Raw genomic sequence first — 21,722 nt, forward strand, 5'->3', positions numbered from 1 at the left:
CGGGCTTGCCACATCAAGCCCCCTCACAACAGAAAACAGTCCCGCTTTATTCCATGTCCTTGAGCCACTCGGAGCTCTTGAACCACTTGTCATGGATGCGATCGTAGGTGCCGTCGTTCTTGATCTGGTGCAGGAAGTTATTGATGAAGTTGATGCTGTCGTAGTCACCCTTCTTCAAGCCGAACGCCAGCGGTTCAAAGGTGAAGGGTTCTTCGAGGAACACCAGCTTGCCGTTACCGACTTTTTTCTCGGCGACCACGTTGTACGGCGCGTCATACACAAAGGCATCGGCCTTGCCGTTGACCACGTCCAGCACACCTTCCTGCTCGTTGTCATAGCCGTGGTACTTGGCCTTGGAGATCAGCTTCTTGGCGACCATCTCACCGGTGGTGCCGAGCTTGGAGGTCAGGCGGTATTTCTCGTCGTTCAGGTCTTTGTAGGACTTGATGGTGCCTTCCAGCTCCTTGCGGATCAGCAGGGTCTGGCCGACTACGATGAAGGGTTCGCTGAAGTTCAGGCGCAGGTTGCGTTCCTGGGTCAGGGTCATGCCGCTGCCGATCATGTCGAACTTGCCGGTCAGGAACGCCGGGATGATGCCGTCATAGCCGGTGGACACCAGCTCCAGCTTGACGCCCATGGACTTGGCCATGGCCTTGAGGATGTCGACTTCGAAGCCGATGATTTCCCCGCGCTTGTCGGTCATTTCAAACGGCATGTAGGTCGGGTCCATGCCGACTTTCAGCGTGCCGCGCTTGACCGCATCGTCGATGGCACCGGCCTGGGCGGCATTGGCCGCGACCAGCGCGGTGACGCCGAGCAGCAGCATCGAAAGATACTTTTTCATCATCAAGTCCCCTGAACGATTCTTATAAGGTCGGCGCGCAAAAGGGCTGCACCAATTCGGGGTGCGATCCTAACCCACTCATTGCCCGTCACAAAGGTTTCACGGGTAATTGTTATCTGCGTATGTCGGAAAAGCCCCACAACGGTGCGGCCAAATGCAGGGATAGACACTTGCGTCGGCCACATCGGCAACGGATTGATGTGTAAGAAGTTATGACTTCCAGTCAACCTCAACCATCCAGTCCATGTCCTTGAACCACTTGTCGTGCAAGCGATCGTAGGTCCCGTCCTGGGCGACCTGATTGAGGAAATGGTTGATCCAATTAAGGCTGTCAAAATCGCCTTTCTTCACGCCAAACGCCAAGGGTTCAAAGGTGAACGGCTGTTCAAGCGCCAGCAGCTCACGGTTTTCCGGCAAGCTCAGGGCAATCAGGTTATACGGCGCATCATAAATAAAGGCATCGGCGGCGCCGTTCACCACTTGGCGCACGGCTTCCTGTGGCGTTGCAAAAGCGCTCAACCGCGCCGCCCCCAGGAATCGTTGCGCCGCTGCCTCGCCAGTGGTGCCTTGGACGGTGGTGACCCGGTAAGTGGCGTCGTCCAGGTCTTCAACACTGGTGACCTTGCCCCTCAGGCTGGGGTGCAGCAACACGGTTTGCCCCACCACGATAAAGGAGTCGCTGAAATTGAGCTTCAGGTTGCGCTCCTGGGTAACGGTCATGCCGCTGCCGATCAGGTCGAACTTTTTCGCCTGCAGCCCAGGCAGCAGTTCGGTGTAGGGCACGCTGACCAATTCAAGCTCGACGCCCAGGGCCTGGCTCATCACCTTGAGCAGGTCGATTTCAAAGCCAACGATACGCCCCTGTCTATCGGTCATTTCAAAGGGGATGTAGGTGGGCGTGGTGCCAACTTTCAGCACACCACGCCGAACCGCGTCGTCGATGGCACCGGCCTGCACCAGACCCCCGTGAATCAATGCAATAACGCCGATCAGCAATGCCGAACAATACCTTTTGATCATGAATCCCCCTGTGACCGAGTCAAATTTGGGGGGCGATCCTACCCCACTCACGGGCACGTAAATACGCCTCGAACAAGGGTCTTTTGTTTCGAAATAACAAGGAGTTAGGGCGATAAAGAAGAAGATGGAAACGCTGTAGGACCAGCGCTTCGAACGCCCCCGAAGTGAACCCTCGGGGGCGCCTGAATCAGGCCGGTTGGGCCTGGGATGACAGCGGTTGCAGCGGCAGCAAAGGCGCGTGCGGGTCGGCCTTGATCGAATCACGCCAGGCAGCGAGCCACTCGGCATGCCCTTCGCTCCAGATCTGCTCGTGCAAGCGGGCCAGGGCTACCGGGTCGCTGAGCAACGCCAGGCGTTCGCCGTTGTTGAGGCCGGCAGGGCCGACTTTCAACGCGTGGCGCACACGTTCGGCACGCAGGTACTCGATCGGCTCGGCCTGACCGTGACGCGAGGTGGCCAGGGCACAGGCCAGGGCGTTCTGCTGCGGGTCGACCACCGAGCGCACAAAGCCATCTTTCAGCGCGTGCCAACGGTTTTCGTGGGTGTACTTGTCGGTGGACAGCAACGCCTGCGGCGGATTGTATTCCTCAGGGATCAGGAACAGGCTCTCGTCGCGGGACTTCAAGCCGAGGTTGACCCGGCTGGAAATCACCGACACCGGGATCGACAGCATCAACGAACCCACGATCGGTACCAGCCACCACAGGAAGCTCGGGTTCAGCCACACCACCAGCAGCGCCCAGAAGAAGCCCAGCAAGGTCTGCGTGCCGTGACGCTTGATCGCTTCGCCCCACGGCGTGGAGTCGTCGTCCCGCTGCGGCGAGTTCCAGGTCGCGGCCCAGCCGAGGAACGCGGCGAGCACGAAACGGGTGTGGAAAATCATCCGCACCGGCGCCAGCAGCATGGAGAACAGCATCTCCAGCAGCATCGACATGGTCACCTTGAACTTGCCGCCGAACTCTTTAGCGCCCTTGGCCCAGATCAGGATGATGCTCAGCAATTTCGGCAGGAACAGCAGCACGATGGTGGTGGAGAACAGCGCCACCGCCTTGTCCGGATGCCATTGCGGCCACAGCGGGTACAACTGGCGTGGCGCCATGAAGTACTGCGGCTCCATCAGGGTGTTGACCGCCAGCAAGGCCGTCGACAGCACCAGGAACAGGAACCACAACGGTGCCGACAGGTAGGACATCACGCCGGTCAGGAACACCGCGCGGTGCACCGGGTGCATGCCCTTGACCAGGAACAGGCGGAAGTTCATCAGGTTGCCGTGGCACCAGCGACGGTCACGCTTGAGTTCATCCAGCAGGTTCGGCGGCAGTTCTTCGTAGCTGCCCGGCAGGTCGTAGGCAATCCACACGCCCCAGCCGGCACGGCGCATCAGCGCCGCCTCAACGAAGTCGTGGGACAGGATGGAACCTGCGAATGCACCTTTACCCGGCAATGGCGCCAGGGCGCAGTGCTCGATAAACGGTTTCATGCGGATGATCGCGTTGTGACCCCAGTAGTGGGATTCACCCAGCTGCCAGAAGTGCAGGCCGGCGGTGAACAGTGGGCCGTACACGCGGGTGGCAAACTGCTGCATGCGCGCATACAGGGTGTCCATGCCCGACGCACGTGGCGCGGTCTGGATAATCCCGGCATCCGGCGTGGCTTCCATCAGGCGCACCAGGCTGGTCAGGCATTCGCCGCTCATCACGGAATCGGCGTCGAGAACGACCATGTACTTGTAGTCACCGCCCCAACGACGGCAGAAGTCGTCGAGGTTGCCGCTTTTACGCTTCACGCGACGGCGACGGCGGCGATAGAAGATCTTGCCGAAGCCACCCGCCTCACGGCAGACGTCGAGCCAGGCTTGCTGCTCGGCGATGCAGATGTCGGCTTCGTTACTGTCGCTGAGCACAAAGAAGTCGAAACGATCGAGATCACCGGTAGCGGCCACCGATTCGAACGTCGCGCGCAAACCGGCGAATACGCGCGGCACGTCTTCGTTGCAGATCGGCATGACCAGCGCGGTGCGCGCGTCTTTCGGGATCGGCTCATCGCCAGCACTTTTACCGGAAATCCGGTATTTATCGTGGCCGGTGAGCAGTTCGAGGAAGCCCATCAATGCGGTCCAGAAACCGGCCGAGACCCAGCAGAACAAGATCCCGAACATGATCAGGATGCTGGTTTGCAGGGCGTAAGGCAGCACCTGAGTGGCGGTTTGCAGCAGGGTCTGGCTGCGGATCTCGTCGAAGTCGACCAGCGACCAGCCTTGGTACGGCATGATGCCTTTCATGTACCAGCCAGCCACGATGGTCTGGCCGAGCATCAGCACCAGCAGAATGTAACGCCGAATCGAACCCACGGTACGCCAGCGGGCTGCCGGCAATACGCGCTCATCCTTCGGCGGGGCCGGCGGATTGCTGCGGCCGGTGATCCGACGCCAGCCGCGCACCAGGATATTGGTGCGCCAGGGTTCAGGCACCACGCGGGTACGCCGAATCGGCGGCGTGGCTTTGAGGCACACGCGGCCACTGGCGTCGAGCCCCAGCATTTCAGCGTCTTGCAGCTCTTCAGCCGTACTGAGGGTCAACCGGCGACCCACCGACGCCTGGGCGGCGTCGACAGGCGCATCAAACACTTTGGACGACAAGCGCTCATGCAACTCGGTGAAGGATGTGCAGCCCGCCAACTCGGCGCGCTGCTCAGCGGTCATCGGAAGATGCGCCAGGTACTCGGACAGAGTCTCTGGCTGGATTTGAGAATTACTCATCGGCAGGCAACTGATAGCTCCAGGTTTCGGTCAGGACTTGCTCGGTCTTGATCGGCTCCGGTGTGGCTGGGGCAGCTTCTGGCTGCTTGGCTTCCTTGTCTTTCGCGTCTTTCTTGGCCTGTTTCTCGTGTTGCTTGGCCAGGACCTTGTCGGCCTTGAGCACTTGAGTCGAAACCTTCTCGGGCTCGGGCTGCACGATGTCCTGCACCAGCGACGCACGCATCTCGGTAGGCTTGCTTGCGTCCTTGATCTTCAGGCGCAGGGTCAGGCGCCAGCCTTTGGTGTGCTCGTTGTAACGCACGCTGTTTTCTACCAGTTCAGCGTTGTCACCCACGCTCACCTGGCTGCGCACCGGGGCGTCCGGCAGCAGTTTTTTCAGGGCCGGGCCTTCGAAGTCCACCAGGTACGCGACGCTGCCATCCGGCTGACGGATCAGGTTGGATTGCTTCACGTCACCGGTGGAACGCAGGGTCTGCTTGACCCAGGCGCTGTCCGGCGAGTGGAACGCGGCGTCGTCGAGGGTCCAGTGCAGGCGATAGGCTACGTCGAGGGGCTTGCCGACTTCCGGCAGTTCGGCCGGGCTCCAGAATGCAACGATGTTGTCGTTGGTTTCATCGGCAGTCGGGATCTCGACCAGGTCGACGGAGCCCTTGCCCCAGTCGCCTTCAGGCTCGATCCACGCGCTTGGACGCTTGTCGTAGTTGTCGTCGAGGTCTTCATAGTGGCTGAAGTTGCGACCGCGTTGCAGCAGGCCGAACCCACGCGGATTCTCCACGGTGAAGTTGCTGACCGACAGGTGTTTAGGGTTGTTCAGAGGGCGCCAGATCCACTCGCCATTGCCGGCATGGATCGACAGGCCGCTGGAATCGTGCAACTCGCGACGGTAGTTGAGCACCTTGGACGGCTGGTTGGCACCAAACAGGAACATGCTGGTCAACGGGGCAACGCCCAGCTTGCTGACCTTGTCACGCAGGAACATCTGGGATTTCACATCGACAACCGTGTCGGTGCCCGGACGCAGGATCAGGCGATAGGCACCGGTGGCGCGTGGCGAATCCAGCAAGGCGAAGATCACCAGGTGCTTGTCACCCGGTTTTGGACGCTCGATCCAGAACTCGGTGAAGCGCGGGAATTCTTCACCCGACGGCAGCGCGGTATCGATCGCCATGCCACGGGCGGACAGGCCATAGACCTGATCCTTACCGACGACGCGGAAATAGCTGGCGCCGAGCATGGTCATGATTTCGTCTTGCTTGTCGCCCTTGTTGATCGGGTACAGCACACGGAAACCGGCATAACCCAGCTGTTCGGTGGCTTTAGGATCAAACTTCACGCCGCCGAAATCGAAGCGAGCCGGGTCGTATTTGATTTCCTGGACGCTGTCGGCGGTCACTTCGTTGATTTTCACCGGTGTATCGAAATGCATACCCTGGTGATAGAAGGACAACTTGAACGGGGTGTTTTGATCGGCCCATTCGGCTTTTTCGTTGCGGAAACGAATCTTTTGGTAGTCCGCGAACTTCATTTCGCGGAATTCGTTCGGCAGATTGCTGCGCGGAGCTTCGTATTTCTGCCCGGCCAGCTCTTTTGCCTTGGCCGACACATCGTCCAGACTGAATGCCCACAGTTGACCCGCGCCGAACAGGCAAAACAGGGCAGAGCCCGTCACCAGTGCGTTTCGTAACCGTTTGGCAGACAATTTTGGTGCATTACAGGGACTAACAATCACGAGCAACCCTCGCCGAAAACAGATCAAAAAACCAACGGCCAGCTATCTATATGCCAGGTTGGCGAGCATTGTTCCGACTCCCCTGGGGCAAAATGATTCCCCTGAGGCCGTCGGACAAGTCTCTACCTAAGTCAAAAATGGACCAAACAACGCTGATCCCCGTAGCGCGCGATTATCTAGTAGCCCGCGAAACAACGCATCAGGGACAACGAAGTATTTGTAGCGAAACCCTACGTTTTTAGGCATTAAAGTCGTTTTTAATACATTCATGTCTGCAAGAGAAAGGTCACAGGGCCATCATTGACCAAATGCACCTGCATATCTGCGCCAAAACGCCCCGAGGCCACCTTGCCATGCAATTGTTGCGCTTGTAACAGCAAGTGATCAAAAAGCGCCGCTCCCAGGGCCGGCGGCGCGGCGGTGGAGAAGCTTGGCCGCAGGCCGCTCTTGGTATCCGCTGCCAGGGTGAACTGCGACACCAGCAGCAATCCCCCATCGATATCCTTCAACGACAGGTTCATCTTGCCCTCGTCGTCGCTGAACACCCGGTAGTTAAGCAGCTTGTGCAGCAGTTTGTCGGCGCTCTCGGGCGTATCTGAAGGTTCGACGGCCACCAGCACCAGCAAACCCTGTTCGATCGCCCCGACAATTTCGCCCGCCACTTCGACCCGGGCGCCGCGCACCCGTTGCAGCAGGCCCTTCATGCTTCTTCTGGCGGTAGATCAAGCAGGCGCCGTGCCATTTCGCCGGTCGCGCGTACCAGTGCATCGGTAATACCAGGCTCGGACGCCGCATGGCCCGCTTCACGGATGACCTGCAGCTCGCTGTTCGGCCATGCCTGATGCAGCTCCCAGGCGTTATCCAGCGGGCAGATCATATCGTAGCGGCCATGGATGATTACGCCAGGCAGATGGGCGATCTTGTGCATATCGCGAATCAGCTGGTTGGGCTCCAGGAAGGAGTTGTTGGTGAAGTAGTGGCACTCGATACGCGCAATGGACAGCGCACGCTGAGGCTCGGAAAAACGCTCCACGTGCTGCGGGCTCGGGCACAGGCCCAGCATGCGCCCTTCCCAGCCGGACCAGGCCTTGGCGGCGTGCATCTGGGCGATCTGGTCGTTGCCGGTCAGGCGTTTGTGGTAGGCCGCGATCATGTCGTGACGCTCATCGGCAGGAATCGGCGCGATGTAGTCCTGCCAGTAATCCGGGAACAGGCGGCTGGCACCAGCCTGGTAGAACCATTCGATGTCCTGCGGGCGGGCGAGGAAAATACCGCGCACGATCAGGCCATGCACACGTTCAGGGTGGGTTTGCGCGTAGGCCAGGGCCAGGGTCGAGCCCCAGGAGCCGCCGAACAGCACCCATTTGTCGATGCCAAGATGTTCGCGGATGCGCTCAAGGTCGGCGACGAGGTCCCAGGTGGTGTTGTTTTCCAGGCTGGCGCGCGGGGTGGAACGGCCGCAGCCACGCTGGTCGAAGGTAACGATGCGGTACAGGTTGGGATCGAAATAGCAGCGGCTCTGGGCATCGCAACCGGCGCCAGGGCCACCGTGGATGAATACGACAGGCAAGCCTTCGGGGGAGCCACTTTCATCGACGTAGAGCGTGTGGGTGTCATCGACGGCCAGATCGTGCCGGGCGTAGGGTTTGATCTGCGGGTACCAAGTCTGCATTGCGCGCTCCGTAGGGGGTCGGGTTCATCCCTGGGGGGACGTCTTTTATTTTGCCGTCTGGCACTATAAACCCGAATTGTGCAATGAGCATGTCCTTGAGCGCTTAGACCTGTGTCAGCCCTTCACTCCTCAGGTAATTCAGCAGATAACCGTACAGCCGATCCACCTCCGGGGCCTGGCCGCGCGCGCGTAAACAGCCGTGGACCAGGCCTTTGCCCGGATACAACAGCGCAGGCACGCCAGCCTGTTGCAGGCGCTCGGCATACAGCACGCCGTCGTCGCGCAGCGGGTCGAATTGGGCCACGGCGATCAAGGCCTTGGGCAAACCACTGAAATCCTCGGCCAGCAGCGGCATGGCATAGGCTGACGCCGTGCCCGAACCACGCAGGTAAAGCGCGAGGTAGCCATCGGTGTCGGCACTGCTGAGCAGCGGCGCGTCCCTGCAGTCACGGCGCGATGGCAAATCGGCCGGGCCGCCCAGTCCGGGGTAAATCAGGACCTGTACGCGCGGCATAGGCTGGCCATCATCGCGCAAGCCCAGGCACAACGCCGCCGCCAGGTTACCGCCCGCACTGTCACCCACCACCGCCAGGCGTTGCCGGTTGATGGCGTGCGGGCACTCCCCTGCCTGGATCGCCTGCCACACCGCGCGGCAGTCGTGGTATGCAGCCGGGAATGGGTGCTCGGGTGCCAGGCGGTAGTCGATGGCAATCACCAGGACCTGAAGTGCAGTGGCCAACTCGAAGCAGATAAAGTCGTGGGAATCCAGGCCGCCGACCACCCAGCCACCGCCGTGTATATAGAGGAGGCATGGCCAGCCATCGGCGGGCGGCGTTGTGGACGGCAGATAGCTGCGCGCGCCCACACCGGCCAGGGTGAAGTCCGCGAGCTGCAAGCCTCCCGGTTTGGGCGGGGTGAATGCCTGGCACATGCGGTCGTAACTTTGGCGCAGGCCCGCCGGGGAAGAGTCGTTGCCGGCGAAGGACGTGGTTTTTTCGATGAAGGCGGCGAGTTGCGGGGATAGTGGGTACATACGCAATGATCTCTGGCACAGCAGGTTCAAGGCCTGCGGGGGCTTGCTTGCGATTGTGGTGGATCAGTCACCGGATAGGGTGTGAGGCATGGCGCTATCGGGGGCAAGCCCCCTCCCACCGTTGGGGCTGCATTTGGCTTAGGGTTTGAGGTAGGCCTGGAGCGACGCCAAGCCATCGCTGCCATCAAATGCTGTAACCCCGGCCAACCAGCGCTGCAAATCCTCGGGGTGGTCGCGCAGCCATTGCCTGGCCACGTCCTGTGGTGACTGGCGCTCCATGATCGGCACCATGAGCTGGCTTTCCTGGGCGGCGGTGAAGGTCAGGTTTTCCAGAAGCCGGTTCGCATTCGGACAACGCTCGGCAAAATCCGGTGCAGTGACGGTGGAGACCGTGGCGCGCCCTTCGTCAGGACCGAACACATCTTCGCTGCCCGTGAGATAGGCCATTTTCATGTTGATGTTCATCGGGTGCGGGGTCCAGCCGACAAACACCACGAACTCCTTGCGGTTCACCGCGCGTTGCACGGCGGCCAGCATGCCCGCTTCACCGGAGGCCACCAGCTTGAAGCCGCCCAGGCCGAAATGGTTGGTGTCGATCATTTTCTGAATATCGGTATTGGCGCCGCTGCCGGGCTCGATGCCGTAGATCTTGCCGCCGAGCTTGTCCTTGAAGCGGGCAATATCGGCAAAGGTCTTCAGCCCGGCGTCGGCCACGTATTGCGGCACGGCCAGGGTGGCCTGCGCGTCGGCCAGGCTGGGCCTATCAAAGACCTTGACCTGCCTGGCGGCCAGGAACGGCGCGATGTTGTTGTCCATCGCCGGTTTCCAATAGCCGAGGAACACGTCCAGGCGTTTGTCGCGAATGCCGGCGAAGATGATCTGCTGCACAGCGCTGGTCTGTTTGCTGTCATAGCCCAGGCCGTTGAGCAGCACGTCGGCCATGCCCGAGGTGGCGACCACATCGGTCCAGCTGACCACGCCCATGCGGATGGATTTGCAGGAGGCCGGCTCGGCGGCCAGGGCTTGGGCACTGAGCAGTGCCGCGGCGGTGAGGGTCAACAGGTAACGGTTGAACAGTCTTTTCATGAAAGAGGTCTCACTCGGCAGCTTTTATTGTGGGAAGTGGCGTCTGGTGCGCCGTATCCACAACCTTACCGAGCGAGGCCTCTCTCAACACGACCTGTGGCGACTGTGAGTTGCACAGAGGCGACCGTTCGTCACCCGTAGCGCTTGCGCCCCCACGCCAGCAAGCCTTCCAGCAACTGCTTCAACACCACTTGCGTCGGCTCGGCCAGATCCGGGCGATAGCGGAACGGCTCGAACTCCTCCATATACGTGCTCTGGCATAACTCCAACTGCACGGCATGGATATCCTGCGCCGGGTTGCCGTAATGGCGGGTGATATGGCCGCCCTTGAAGCGCCCGTTCAAGACGTGGGTGTACTGAGGATGGGTGGCGCAGATGGCCTCGAGCTGGCTGGCCAGTTCCGGATCACAGGCGGCGCCGTTGAAGGTGCCCAGGTTGAAGTCCGGCAGTTTGCCGTCGAACAGGTACGGGATCACCGAGCGGATCGAGTGCGCATCGAACAGCAGCGCATAACCGAACTCGGCCTTGAGCCGTGCCAGTTCTTCTTGCAACGTGCGGTGGTAAGGGCCCCATATTTTTTGCAGGTAGCTGGCGCGTTCGGTCTCGCTCGGCTCCAGCCCCTCGCGGAACAACGGCACGCCGTCGAACAACGTGGCCGGGTACAGACCGGTGGTGGCGCCTGCATACAATGGCTTGTCGTCGGACGGACGATTCAAGTCGATGACGAACCGCGAATACTCGGCCGACAAGGTGCTGGCGCCCAGTTCATCGGCGAAGTCATACAGCGTGGGGATGTGCCAATCGGTGTCCGGCAGGCTTTGCGCTTCGGGGATCAACCCGGCTTCCACCGCAGGCGTCAGGCGCAGCCCGGCGTGGGGCATGCTGATCAGCAGCGGCACACGGCCTTGTTTGAAGTTCAGAACCTTATCCACAGCAATGCTCCTTACACAGTGACGTCGACGCCGTGGCGCACGACGCGTTTATCCAGCTCGCCACCCAGCCAGTAGGCCAGGTCGGCGGGGCGATCAATCTGCCAGGCGACAAAGTCAGCGACCTTGCCCACTTCCAGGGACCCGTGGGTGTCGCCCATGCCAAGGGCGGTGGCCGCATGTTGCGTGGCACCGGCCAGGGCTTCTTCCGGGGTCATGCGGAACAGGGTGCAGGCCATGTTCAGCATCAGGCGCACCGACAACGCTGGCGAGGTGCCTGGGTTGAGGTCGCTGGCGATGGCGATCTTCACGCCGTGCTTGCGCAGGGCGTCCATCGGCGGCAGCTGGGTTTCGCGCAGGAAGTAGAACGCGCCCGGCAGCAAAACGGCGACGGTGCCGGCAGCGGCCATGGCGATGGCGTCTTCTTCGGTCATGAATTCCAGGTGGTCCGCCGACAGCGCGTGGTAACGCGCCGCCAGGCTGGAGCCGTGCAGCGACGACAACTGCTCGGCATGCAGCTTCACCGGCAGGCCGAGTTGCTGGGCGACCTTGAACACGCGCTCGACCTGCTCGGTGGAGAACGCCAGGTATTCGCAGAACGCATCCACCGCGTCCACCAGCCCTTCCGCCGCCAAGGCCGGCAGCATCTCGGCGCAGATGTGCTCGATGTAATCGTCGGCGCGATCCTTGTACTCCGGCGGCAATGCATGGGCCGCCAGGCACGTGGCGCGCACGCTGACCGGCAGCGCGTCGCCAAGGCGCCGAGCCACCCGCAACATCTTGCGCTCGTTGGCCAGGTCCAGGCCGTAACCGGACTTGATCTCCACCGTGGTCACGCCGTCGCGCAGCAGGCTGCGCAAGCGCTTGTGGGCGCTGGCGAAGAGTTCATCCTCCGTCGCGGCACGGGTGGCGCGCACGGTGCTGGCAATACCGCCGCCCTTGGCCGCAATGTCGGCATAGCTTACGCCTTCGAGGCGCTGCTCGAATTCGCCGCTGCGATTGCCACCAAACACCGTGTGGGTGTGGCAGTCGATCAGCCCGGGAGTGACCCACGCGCCTTGCAGGTCATGCGCCTGGGCGTAATCCGCCGTCGGTACTTCGCTGCGCGGGCCGATCCACTCGATGAGCGAACCTACGGTGACCATGGCCGCATCCTCGATGATCGAGTATTTGCCCTGGGCCATGGTTGCGACGTGGCAGTGCTGCCAAAGGGTTTTCATCCGACACTCCTAGGGTTACAGGCTCGGCAGCAACTTGGCCGGCACCAGCTCATTCAAGCAGCGGCTGGCGAGCAGTTCACTGGCGGCGATGATGTCCGGGGCGAAGAAGCGGTCCTTGTCGTAGAACGCCACTTTGGCACGCAGGATGCCACGGGCTTTTTCCAGTTTCGGCGAGGTTTTCAGGCCTTCACGCAGGTCCAGGCCCTGGCACGCAGCCAGCCATTCCACCGCAAGGATGCCGCGCGTGTTCTCGGCCATTTCCCACAGGCGCTTGCCGGCTGCCGGGGCCATCGACACGTGGTCTTCCTGGTTGGCGGACGTCGGGATGCTGTCGACGCTATGGGGATGGGACAGTGCCTTGTTCTCGCTGGCGAGTGCTGCAGCGGTCACCTGGGCGATCATGAAGCCGGAGTTCACCCCACCATTGCCCACCAGGAACGGCGGCAGTTGCGACATGTGCTTGTCCATCATCAGCGAGATACGACGCTCGCTCAGGGAGCCGATTTCAGCGATGGCGAGGGCCATGTTGTCAGCGGCCATGGCCACCGGTTCGGCGTGGAAGTTGCCACCGGAGATCACGTCCCCCTCAGCGGCAAATACCAGCGGGTTATCGGACACGGCGTTGGCTTCGACCACCAGCACCTCGGCCGCCTGGCGCAACTGAGTCAGGCAGGCGCCCATGACTTGTGGCTGGCAGCGCAGGGAGTACGGATCCTGCACCTTGTCGCAGTTCTGGTGCGACTGCGACACCTGGCTGCTCTCACCCAGCAGGTCACGGTAAGCCGCAGCCGAATCGATTTGCCCACGTTGACCGCGAGCCGCATGAATACGTGCGTCGAACGGCGAGCGCGAGCCCAGCACCGCTTCCACGGTAAGGCCGCCGCACGCCAGGGCACCGGCGAACAGGTCTTCGCCTTCGAACAGGCCACGCAAGGCATAGGCGGTGGACACCTGGGTGCCGTTGAGCAGCGCCAGGCCTTCCTTGGCGGCGAGTGTCAGCGGCGTCAGGCCGGCGACTTTCAGCGCGTCGGTGGCCTCCAGCCATTCGCCCTTGTAGCGCGCCTTGCCTTCGCCCAGCAGCACCAGGGACATGTGGGCCAACGGCGCCAAGTCACCGGAAGCGCCCACCGAGCCTTTCAACGGAATATGCGGGTACACCTCGGCGTTGATCAGCGCGATCAGCGCGTCGATCACCTGCCGGCGAATCCCGGAGAACCCACGGCTGAGGCTGTTGACCTTGAGCACCATGACCAGCCGTACCAGCGCATCGCTGATCGGCTCACCGACGCCGGCGGCGTGGGACAACACCAGGGAACGCTGGAGGTTTTCCAGGTCTTCGCTGGCGATGCGGGTCGAAGCCAGCAGGCCGAAACCGGTGTTGATGCCATAGGCGGTGCGGTTCTCGGCGAGAATCTGCTCCACGCAGGCGACACTGGCTTCGATCTGGGCCGAGGCACTGTCATCCAGGCTGAGGGTTACCGGCTGCTGGTAGATGGCCCGCAGTTGGGCGAGGCTCAGTTGGCCTGGAATCAGGTTTAGCGCAGTCACATTTATACTCCTTGTGAATTATTCTTTTGAAATACGTGTTCAGTGCAGATTCGGTAATGCGGTGTCCTTGAGCACCTTGGCGGCAGCCGCAATATCCGGCGCCAGCCAACGGTCCTGCTCATAGGCGGGTACCACTTCACGCAGCAGGCGCCAGGCCCTGTCGGTGCCCGCCCCGAAGCGTTGGTCTTTCAAGAATTCGAAGGCCTGGGCCGCCAGCAGGTACTCGATGGCGAGGATCTGGGTGACGTTGGCCAATACCTGGTGCAGCTTGAGCGCGGCGTTGGTGCCCATGCTCAGGTGGTCTTCCTGCAGCCCCGAGGTGACGAAGTTGTCGAGCACCGCCGGTTGCGCCAACTGGCGGTTCTGTCCGCACAGTGAAGCGGCGACGTACTGCACGATCATCATCCCGGAGTTGACCCCGGGGTTGCTCACCAGGAACGCCGGCAGGCCGCTGACGTGCGGGTTGATCAGGCGGTCGAGGCGGCGTTCGGCGACCGAGCCGATTTCGGCCATGGCAATCGCCAGCATGTCGGCGGCCAGGGCGACGGACTGGCCGTGGGGGTTGGCCTGGGACACCACGCGGTAGTGGTCCGGTGTGCCGAGCACCAGCGGGTTGTCGGTGGCGCTGTTGAGTTCGGTCTCGATCTGGAGCGTCGCGTGTTCCACCTGGTCGCGCGCCGCGCCGTGGATCTGCGGGATCGAGCGCAGGCTCAGGGCGTCCTGGGTGCGGATACCTTTGCTGCTGGCGATCACTTCACTGCCATCGAGCAACGCACGCAGGTTGCTGCCGACATGCTGCATGCCCGGGTGCGGCTTGAGGGCGATTATTTCTTCGTCGAAGGCGTCGATCTGGCCGCGCTGGGCCTCAAAACTCATAGCGCCGATCACGTCGGCCCATTGCAGCAAATGATGGGCGTCGGCCAGGGCCAGGCAGCTCAGGCCGGTCATGCACGGCGTGCCGTTGACCAGGCACAGGCCGTCCTTGGCGCCGAGCACGACCGGCTGCAAACCTTCTTCGTCCAGGGCCTGTTGCGCCGGGACGATCTGGCCGCGATAGCTCACATCACCGACACCCAGCAGCGCCACGCCGACATGGGCCATATGGGTCAGGTAACCCACCGAGCCCTGGGACGGTACTTGCGGCGTGATGCCGTGGTTGAGCAGTGCCAGCAGCGAATGCACCACCTGCGGATGCAGGCCGGATTTGCCGTGGCTGTAGTTGATGACCGCCGCGCAGATAATCGCGCGGGTCTGCTCGTCGCTGAGGACCGGGCCGACGCCGCAGGCGTGGCTCAACAGGGTATTGCGCGACAGCTGGCTCAGTTGCTCGCCTTTAAGCGACACGTTGCACAAGGCGCCCAGGCCGGTGTTCACGCCGTAGGCACGTTCGCCGCTGGTGACGATGCGCTGCACGATGGCCTGGGCATTGTCGATACGCGCCCAGGCCTGGCCCGAGAGTTCAAGCACCGCGCCGTGACGGGCCACGGCGACCACGTCCTGCCAGCGCAGGGGGGTGTCGGCGATGATGATTTTTGCTGCCTGGGACATTGTTGACCTCTTCATATTCTCTACAGCTTCGCCGGCCTCATCGGGGGCAAGCTCCCTCCCACTGGGGAATGCATTCAAAATGTGGGAGGGAGCTTGAGCCTCACCACAGAACCTGGGTCAGACCACCGCCGCGCGCCGCTGAACAAACCGATCCACATACTCATCCGCCGGCGAATGCAGGATCTCCCGCGGCGTGCCGACCTGGATCAGCCTGCCGTCCTTGAGGATCGCGATGCGGTTGCCGATGCGCACGGCCTCGTCGAGGTCGTGGGTGATGAACACGATGGTCTTGTGCAGGGTCTTTTGCAGCTCAAGCAACTGGTCTTGCATTTCGGCGCGGATCAGCGGGTCGAGGGCGCTGAACGCTTCGTCCATCAGGATGATGTCGGTGTCAGCGGCCAGGGCGCGGGCCAGGCCTACACGCTGGCGCATGCCGCCGGAGAGCTGGTGCGGGTACTTGTTTTCGTAGCCCTTGAGGCCCACGGTTTCGATCCAGTGCAGCGCGCGTTCAGCGCAGACCTGCTTGGTTTCGCCACGCACCTTGAGGCCGTAGGCGACGTTGTCGAGCACGCTCTTGTGGGGCAGCAGGCCGAAGCTCTGGAACACCATGCTGATCTTGTGTCGACGGAATTGGCGCAGGGCGTCCATGTCCAGTTGCAGGATGTCTTCGCCGTCCACCAGGATCGCGCCGCTGGTGGGGTCGATCAGGCGGTTGAAGTGGCGCACCAGCGTGGATTTACCCGAGCCTGACAGGCCCATGATCACGAAGATCTCACCGGTGCCGATGCTCAGGGACAAATCGTTCACGCCGACCACGCAACCGGTCTCGGCTAGCACCTGGTCCTTGGTCTTGCCCTGGCCAACCATCGCCAGCGCCTCCTTGGAGCGGGCGCCAAATATCTTGAAGACGTTTTTAACTTCGATTTTGCTGACAGTAGTCATTTGCTCGCCTCATGCCGTGGACGACCATAGGCCTGGGTAATGCGGTCGATGACCACTGCGAGAATCACGATCGCCAGCCCGGCTTCGAGGCCACGGCCGACGTTGAGGGTCTGGATGCCGACAAGCACGTCTTCACCCAAGCCACGGGCGCCGATCATCGAGGCGATCACCACCATCGACAACGCCATCATGGTGGTCTGGTTGATACCGGCCATGATGCTCGGCAGCGCCAGCGGCAATTGCACGCCGAACAGCTGTTGCCAGCGGTTGGCACCGAAGGCGTTGATAGCCTCCATGACTTCGCCGTCGACCTGGCGAATCCCCAGGTCGGTGAGGCGAATCAGCGGCGGCGCGGCGTAGATCACCGTGGCGAAGATCGCCGGCACCTTGCCCAGGCCAAACAGCATCAGCACCGGGATCAGGTACACGAAGCTGGGCATGGTTTGCATGATGTCGAGCAACGGCATCAGCACCGAGCGCAGGCGATTACTGCGCGCCGACAGGATGCCCAGCGGGATGCCGATCAACACCGAGATCACCGTGGCGACCATCATCAGCGCCAGGGTCTGCATCAGCTTGTCCCACAGGCCAACCGCGCCCACCAGGAACAGCAGACCGACGATCACCGCCGTGGTCACCACCTTGCGAGTGGCATGCCAGGCAACACCGCCGACGATGGCCAGCATCAGCCACCAGGGGGCTGCACGCAGCAACCCTTCCAGGTTGACGATGGCCCACAGCAGGGTGTCGGAGATTTGCCGGAACACATCGCCGTAGTTGGTGACCAGTGAATCCACCCAACCGTTGACCCAGTCGGCGATGGAAAACGTAAAACTCTCAGGAAACATAGCGTGCTCTCGATCCAATGGGTTGTAGCCAGGCACCCGGCCACCCCTCAGGGTAGCCGTGCACACTTGACCTACAAGGCCGCGTCGATTTTCTTGGCTGCGTCTTCACTGACCCAGGCGTGCCAGACTTCAGGATGTTCCTTGAGGAAAATTTTCGCCAGTTTCGGCGACTCAATGCGTTCCTTGGCCATGCGCCCCAGGTTCTGGTTCAGCAGGTCGATGGGCAGGTTGACCTTTTCCAGCACGGCCACCAGTTCCGGGGCTTGTTCGTGGAAGGTCTTGGACAGGCCGACCTTGATGCTCACGGTCTTATCCACACCGGGTTTTTCTTCCAGCTTGACCAGGTCGACCTGGCCCATCAACGGGGTTGGCGACCAGTAGTAGAACAGGATCGGCTCGCCGCGCTTGTAGCTCGACAGCACTGCCGCATCCAGCGCCGGGCCGGTGCCTGGGCGGAAGTTGGTGTAGGTGCTTTCCAGGCCATAGCTCTTGAGCATTTCGCTGTTGTCCAGCTCGCAGGTCCAGCCGGCCGGGCAGTTGTAGAAACGGCCCTTGGACGGTTCTTCCTGGTCCTTGAACACCGAGGCGTACTTGGCCAGGTCGGCGATGTTTTTCAGGCCCGGCGCCTTGGGTTCAAGCTTGCGCTTGGCGTCGCCTTCGATCACGTAGCGCGGTACGTACCAGCCTTCGATAGCGCCCACCACAGGGGCACCGACACCGACGACTTTGCCGGCCTTCTCGGCCTTGTTCCAGACTTCGCTGCGGCCGACCCATTCTTCGGCAAACACTTGGATGTCGTTGCTGCTCAGGGCGTTTTCCATGGTGATGGAGTTGCCTGGCAGGCTGTCGGTTTTGCAGTCGTAGCCTTTTTCCAGCACGGTTTGCAGGATGTCGGTGAGCAACATGCCGCTTTCCCAGTTCAGGCCGGCGAATTTCACCGGTTTGCCGGATTCACACCAACCGGCCGCCTGGGCGCCAGCAGTGGCCAGCAAGCCCGCAGAGAATACGGTGGCCAACAGGGTCTTATGCATTTTCATTGTTGTGACGCTCCCAATCATGAAATGGATTACGGCAGTCAGTAGGCATCCTGCCCTGTCCACGTCCCCTCAGGCCTGTGCAACCAGCCCGTTTGTCGTCGTTGGTACAGCGCCCTGCTCTTTCGGCAGGATCAGGTGTTCAGGGTGTGCGGCGGGCCACTTTTTCGCAGCCCAGTAGTAAAGCGCGGCGGGGACTACCAGGCCGATGATCCAGGAAATATCCACATCACCCAGGGCCGCCACCAGGGGACCGGTGTAGAACTTGGTGGAGATGAACGGCAATTGCACCAGCACACCGAAGACATACACGCTGATACCAAGCAGGTTCCAACGGCCATAGCGCCCGTTTGGATCGGCCAGCGCCGGTACGTCGTAGCGATCACGGGTGATGCAGTAGTAGTCAACCAGGTTGATCGCGCTCCATGGCGTAAAAAACGCCAGCAGGAACAGGATGAAGGACTTGAACGCCCCCAGGAACGAGTGCTGCCCGAGCAAGGCGATCAGAGTCGCCGTACCGACGATGACCAGCACGAAAAACAGCCGCTGCAAGCGCGTGACCTCCAGGCGACCGCGAAAGCCGCTGATGATGGTGGCAATGCACATGAAGCTGCCGTAGGAGTTCAGCGTGGAGATAGTGACTTTGCCGAACGCGATGCTGAAATACAGCAGAGCCGCAGTGGCCCCCGTACCACCCAGGCCCACGATGTAGGCCACTTCGTGGCCGGCAAATTGCCCGTTGGACATGGCCGCGGCAAACACGCCGAGGATCATCGCCACCTGTGCACCCACCACCGAACCTGCACCTGCGGCAAGAAAGGTTTTGACCGAGGACGTCGTGCTCGGCAGATAGCGTGAATAGTCCGCCACGTATGGGCCGAAGGCGATTTGCCAGGAGGCCGCGAGCGACACCGCCAGCAGGAAGCTGCTCCAACTGAAGTGACGGATTTGCAGGAGTGCGCCCACGTCGGCCTGGCTCATCAGACGGCTGAACAGGTAGACAAAGGCAATCACGCCAATGACGCTGGCAACACGGCCGATGAAGTGGATCACCCGGTAACCGAGCACCGTGACCAGCACGATGACACTGGCGAAGATCAGGATCCCGACGCTGTCGCTGACGCCAAACAACTGGCCCAGGGCCTGACCGGAAAGCACGGTGCCCGTTGCGGTGAAACCGAGGTACATCAAGCAGACCAGTACGATCGGGATCGCCGCGCCGTACACACCGAACTGCACCCGGCTGGAGATCATCTGCGGCAGGCCCAGCTTGGGCCCCTGCGCCGCATGCAACGCCATCACGCCGCCGCCCAGCAGTTGACCGATCAACAGACCGATCAACGACCAGAACACATCACCGCCCAGCACCACGGCCAGGGCCCCGGTGACGATCGCGGTGATCTGCAGGTTGGCACCCAGCCACAGGGTGAACTGGCTCAATAGACGACCGTGTCTTTCCGCTTCCGGGATGTAGTCGATCGAACGTTTCTCGATCAACGGGGTGGTGCTTGCACGCGCGTCACTTGCAGCCATGGGTGTTCAACCTCTGATGGATTGTTTTGGGGGTCGCCGCCGCTCAACTGTGGAAGGGGGCTTGCCCCCTCCCACATGGGTTACTTGATCATTGGAAGATTGAGGCCCTGCTCTTTGGCGCAGTCGATCGCGATCTGGTAACCCGCGTCCGCATGGCGCATCACACCGGTGGCCGGGTCGTTATGCAGCACACGGGCAATGCGCTCGGCCGCTTCGTCGGTACCGTCACAGACGATGACCATGCCGGAGTGCTGGGAGAAGCCCATGCCAACGCCGCCGCCGTGGTGCAGCGAAACCCAGGTCGCGCCGCTGGCGGTGTTGAGCAAGGCGTTGAGCAGTGGCCAGTCGGACACGGCGTCGGAACCGTCCTGCATGGATTCGGTTTCGCGGTTAGGGCTGGCGACCGAACCGGAGTCCAGGTGGTCGCGGCCGATCACTACCGGTGCCGACAACTCGCCGCTGCGCACCATCTCGTTGAACGCCAGGCCGAGCTTGGCGCGTTGGCCCAGGCCAACCCAGCAAATACGCGCCGGCAGGCCCTGGAAGCTGATGCGCTCGCGCGCCATGTCCAGCCAGTTGTGCAGGTGCGCGTCGTCGGGGATCAGTTCTTTGACTTTGGCGTCGGTCTTGTAGATGTCCTGCGGGTCACCCGACAGCGCAGCCCAACGGAACGGGCCGATGCCACGGCAGAACAGCGGGCGGATGTAAGCCGGTACAAAGCCTGGGAAGTCGAACGCGTTTTCCACGCCTTCTTCCTGGGCCATCTGGCGGATGTTGTTGCCGTAGTCGAAGGTCGGGATGCCTTGTTTCTGGAATTCCAGCATGGCTTTGACGTGCACGGCCATGGACTGCTTGGCGGCCTTGATCACGGCAGCCGGTTCGGTCTTGGCGCGGGCGCGGTATTCGTCCCAGGTCCAGCCGGCCGGCAGGTAACCGTTGAGCGGGTCGTGGGCGCTGGTCTGGTCGGTGACCATGTCCGGGCGCACGCCACGCTTGACCAGTTCCGGCAGGATTTCAGCGGCGTTACCCAGCAGCGCGATGGAGATGGCCTTGCCTTCCTTTGTGTACTTGGCGATGCGGGCCAGGGCGTCGTCGAGGTCGGTGGCTTGCTCATCCACGTAGCGGCTGTTGAGGCGGAAATCGATGCTGACCTGCTGGCATTCAATGTTCAGCGAGCATGCGCCGGCGAGGGTTGCGGCCAGAGGCTGGGCACCGCCCATGCCGCCGAGGCCGGCGGTGAGGACCCAACGGCCCTTAAGGTTTGAATCGTAGTGCTGGCGACCGGCTTCAACGAAGGTTTCGTAGGTGCCCTGGACGATGCCTTGGCTGCCGATGTAGATCCAGCTGCCGGCGGTCATCTGGCCGTACATGGCCAGGCCCTTGGCATCCAGTTCATTGAAGTGCTCCCAGCTGGCCCAGTGCGGCACCAGGTTGGAGTTGGCGATCAGCACGCGCGGGGCATTGCTGTGGGTCTTGAACACGCCGACCGGCTTGCCGGATTGCACCAGCAGGGTTTCATCGTCATTCAGGTTGGTGAGGCTCTCGACGATCTGGTCGTAGCACTCCCAATTGCGCGCTGCACGGCCGATACCGCCGTACACCACCAGTTCTTTGGGGTTCTCGGCCACTTGGGGGTCGAGGTTGTTCATCAGCATGCGCAGCGGCGCTTCAGTCAGCCAGCTTTTGGCGGTGAGCTTGTTACCGCGGGCGGCGCGGATTTCGACGTCACGGTATTTTGTAGGCTTGGTCACAACAAGAACTCCTCGGCGATCGATGCGCGAACATTGATGGTGCGAAGGAGAGTCTTACGCACACATCTTTACTTGTACATACAAGCATATGCAATCAAGCGGCCAACTTTCTGGGCTAGGTGATTGGATTTTTTTGGAAAGCGTGTGCGAGCCTCGGAAATTAAGGCTTCGAGGCATGATGAAATTTCTTACGAAGGCGTTTTATAGCGAGGGAGGTTTGTCACGAC

17 protein-coding genes are annotated in these 21,722 nt (G+C 61.7%); all 17 read right to left on the reverse strand.

What is annotated here, in order from left to right; translation table 11 throughout:
* Nucleotides 1–46: 46 nt before the first annotated feature.
* The 17 genes from HCF10_RS12290 to hutU all read right to left on the reverse strand — a co-directional run bounded on the left by HCF10_RS12290 (nt 47) and on the right by hutU (nt 21,495).
* Nucleotides 47–844 carry a transporter substrate-binding domain-containing protein gene (locus HCF10_RS12290; RefSeq protein WP_041160821.1) on the reverse strand — a complete coding sequence of 266 codons (798 nt, stop codon included), beginning with the start codon at nt 842–844 and terminating at the stop codon, nt 47–49.
* A gap of 210 nt (nt 845–1,054) precedes the next feature.
* Nucleotides 1,055–1,864 carry a transporter substrate-binding domain-containing protein gene (locus HCF10_RS12295; protein WP_131696885.1) on the reverse strand — a complete coding sequence of 270 codons (810 nt, stop codon included), beginning with the start codon at nt 1,862–1,864 and terminating at the stop codon, nt 1,055–1,057.
* 187 nt (nt 1,865–2,051) lie between these two features.
* Nucleotides 2,052–4,622 carry a glucans biosynthesis glucosyltransferase MdoH gene (gene mdoH, locus HCF10_RS12300; protein WP_167655607.1) on the reverse strand — a complete coding sequence of 857 codons (2,571 nt, stop codon included), beginning with the start codon at nt 4,620–4,622 and terminating at the stop codon, nt 2,052–2,054.
* A complete protein-coding gene (locus HCF10_RS12305) occupies nt 4,615–6,294 on the reverse strand; it encodes a glucan biosynthesis protein G (protein ID WP_205885666.1) in 1,680 nt (559 codons plus the stop codon). Before HCF10_RS12305 ends, mdoH begins: the two co-directional genes overlap by 8 nt.
* A gap of 323 nt (nt 6,295–6,617) precedes the next feature.
* Nucleotides 6,618–7,055, reverse strand: a complete 438-nt coding sequence (dtd, locus tag HCF10_RS12310; RefSeq protein ID WP_131696888.1) for a D-aminoacyl-tRNA deacylase — start codon at nt 7,053–7,055, stop codon at nt 6,618–6,620.
* Nucleotides 7,052–8,023 carry a prolyl aminopeptidase gene (gene pip, locus HCF10_RS12315; protein WP_027605045.1) on the reverse strand — a complete coding sequence of 324 codons (972 nt, stop codon included), beginning with the start codon at nt 8,021–8,023 and terminating at the stop codon, nt 7,052–7,054. The genes dtd and pip overlap by 4 nt, the downstream gene beginning before the upstream one ends.
* A gap of 103 nt (nt 8,024–8,126) precedes the next feature.
* Nucleotides 8,127–9,056 carry an alpha/beta hydrolase gene (locus tag HCF10_RS12320; protein WP_131696889.1) on the reverse strand — a complete coding sequence of 310 codons (930 nt, stop codon included), beginning with the start codon at nt 9,054–9,056 and terminating at the stop codon, nt 8,127–8,129.
* Between the two features lie 138 nt (nt 9,057–9,194).
* Nucleotides 9,195–10,142: a choline ABC transporter substrate-binding protein gene (locus HCF10_RS12325; protein ID WP_131696890.1), complete on the reverse strand. Its 948-nt coding sequence runs from the start codon at nt 10,140–10,142 to the stop codon at nt 9,195–9,197.
* Between the two features lie 131 nt (nt 10,143–10,273).
* Nucleotides 10,274–11,074 (reverse strand): N-formylglutamate deformylase, encoded by an 801-nt coding sequence (gene hutG, locus HCF10_RS12330; RefSeq protein WP_167655609.1) that lies wholly within the window; start codon nt 11,072–11,074, stop codon nt 10,274–10,276.
* An 11-nt stretch (nt 11,075–11,085) separates the two neighbouring features.
* Nucleotides 11,086–12,291, reverse strand: a complete 1,206-nt coding sequence (gene hutI / locus HCF10_RS12335; protein ID WP_167655611.1) for an imidazolonepropionase — start codon at nt 12,289–12,291, stop codon at nt 11,086–11,088.
* A gap of 15 nt (nt 12,292–12,306) precedes the next feature.
* The gene (gene hutH / locus HCF10_RS12340) at nt 12,307–13,839 is read right to left on the reverse strand and encodes a histidine ammonia-lyase (protein WP_167655613.1); all 1,533 of its coding nucleotides are present in this window, start codon (nt 13,837–13,839) and stop codon (nt 12,307–12,309) included.
* Nucleotides 13,840–13,878: 39 nt separating this feature from the next.
* Nucleotides 13,879–15,387: a histidine ammonia-lyase gene (gene hutH, locus HCF10_RS12345; protein ID WP_167655615.1), complete on the reverse strand. Its 1,509-nt coding sequence runs from the start codon at nt 15,385–15,387 to the stop codon at nt 13,879–13,881.
* 117 nt (nt 15,388–15,504) lie between these two features.
* Nucleotides 15,505–16,329 carry a quaternary amine ABC transporter ATP-binding protein gene (locus HCF10_RS12350; RefSeq protein ID WP_051429333.1) on the reverse strand — a complete coding sequence of 275 codons (825 nt, stop codon included), beginning with the start codon at nt 16,327–16,329 and terminating at the stop codon, nt 15,505–15,507.
* Nucleotides 16,326–17,177 (reverse strand): ABC transporter permease, encoded by an 852-nt coding sequence (locus HCF10_RS12355; RefSeq protein ID WP_032890174.1) that lies wholly within the window; start codon nt 17,175–17,177, stop codon nt 16,326–16,328. Before HCF10_RS12355 ends, HCF10_RS12350 begins: the two co-directional genes overlap by 4 nt.
* Before the next feature lie 71 nt (nt 17,178–17,248).
* A complete protein-coding gene (locus HCF10_RS12360) occupies nt 17,249–18,214 on the reverse strand; it encodes an ABC transporter substrate-binding protein (protein ID WP_131696895.1) in 966 nt (321 codons plus the stop codon).
* A gap of 69 nt (nt 18,215–18,283) precedes the next feature.
* On the reverse strand, nt 18,284–19,744 hold the full coding sequence (locus tag HCF10_RS12365; protein WP_145335887.1) for a purine-cytosine permease family protein: 1,461 nt from the start codon (nt 19,742–19,744) through the stop codon (nt 18,284–18,286).
* An 80-nt stretch (nt 19,745–19,824) separates the two neighbouring features.
* Nucleotides 19,825–21,495: a urocanate hydratase gene (hutU, locus tag HCF10_RS12370; protein WP_053140434.1), complete on the reverse strand. Its 1,671-nt coding sequence runs from the start codon at nt 21,493–21,495 to the stop codon at nt 19,825–19,827.
* Nucleotides 21,496–21,722: the final 227 nt, after the last annotated feature.

It is taken from the genome of Pseudomonas sp. B14(2022) (assembly GCF_012030485.1).
In the GTDB taxonomy this organism is placed as follows: domain Bacteria; phylum Pseudomonadota; class Gammaproteobacteria; order Pseudomonadales; family Pseudomonadaceae; genus Aquipseudomonas.

Coding starts and splice junctions, on each gene's coding strand:
- pip (WP_027605045.1), bottom strand. CDS start 8,023: ATGCAGACTTGGTACCCGCAGATCAAACCCTACGCCCGGCACGATCTG.
- HCF10_RS12360 (WP_131696895.1), bottom strand. CDS start 18,214: ATGAAAATGCATAAGACCCTGTTGGCCACCGTATTCTCTGCGGGCTTG.
- HCF10_RS12295 (WP_131696885.1), bottom strand. CDS start 1,864: ATGATCAAAAGGTATTGTTCGGCATTGCTGATCGGCGTTATTGCATTG.
- HCF10_RS12365 (WP_145335887.1), bottom strand. CDS start 19,744: ATGGCTGCAAGTGACGCGCGTGCAAGCACCACCCCGTTGATCGAGAAA.
- dtd (WP_131696888.1), bottom strand. CDS start 7,055: ATGAAGGGCCTGCTGCAACGGGTGCGCGGCGCCCGGGTCGAAGTGGCG.
- hutH (WP_167655615.1), bottom strand. CDS start 15,387: ATGTCCCAGGCAGCAAAAATCATCATCGCCGACACCCCCCTGCGCTGG.
- HCF10_RS12350 (WP_051429333.1), bottom strand. CDS start 16,329: ATGACTACTGTCAGCAAAATCGAAGTTAAAAACGTCTTCAAGATATTT.
- mdoH (WP_167655607.1), bottom strand. CDS start 4,622: ATGAGTAATTCTCAAATCCAGCCAGAGACTCTGTCCGAGTACCTGGCG.
- HCF10_RS12290 (WP_041160821.1), bottom strand. CDS start 844: ATGAAAAAGTATCTTTCGATGCTGCTGCTCGGCGTCACCGCGCTGGTC.
- HCF10_RS12355 (WP_032890174.1), bottom strand. CDS start 17,177: ATGTTTCCTGAGAGTTTTACGTTTTCCATCGCCGACTGGGTCAACGGT.
- HCF10_RS12320 (WP_131696889.1), bottom strand. CDS start 9,056: ATGTACCCACTATCCCCGCAACTCGCCGCCTTCATCGAAAAAACCACG.
- hutI (WP_167655611.1), bottom strand. CDS start 12,291: ATGAAAACCCTTTGGCAGCACTGCCACGTCGCAACCATGGCCCAGGGC.
- HCF10_RS12325 (WP_131696890.1), bottom strand. CDS start 10,142: ATGAAAAGACTGTTCAACCGTTACCTGTTGACCCTCACCGCCGCGGCA.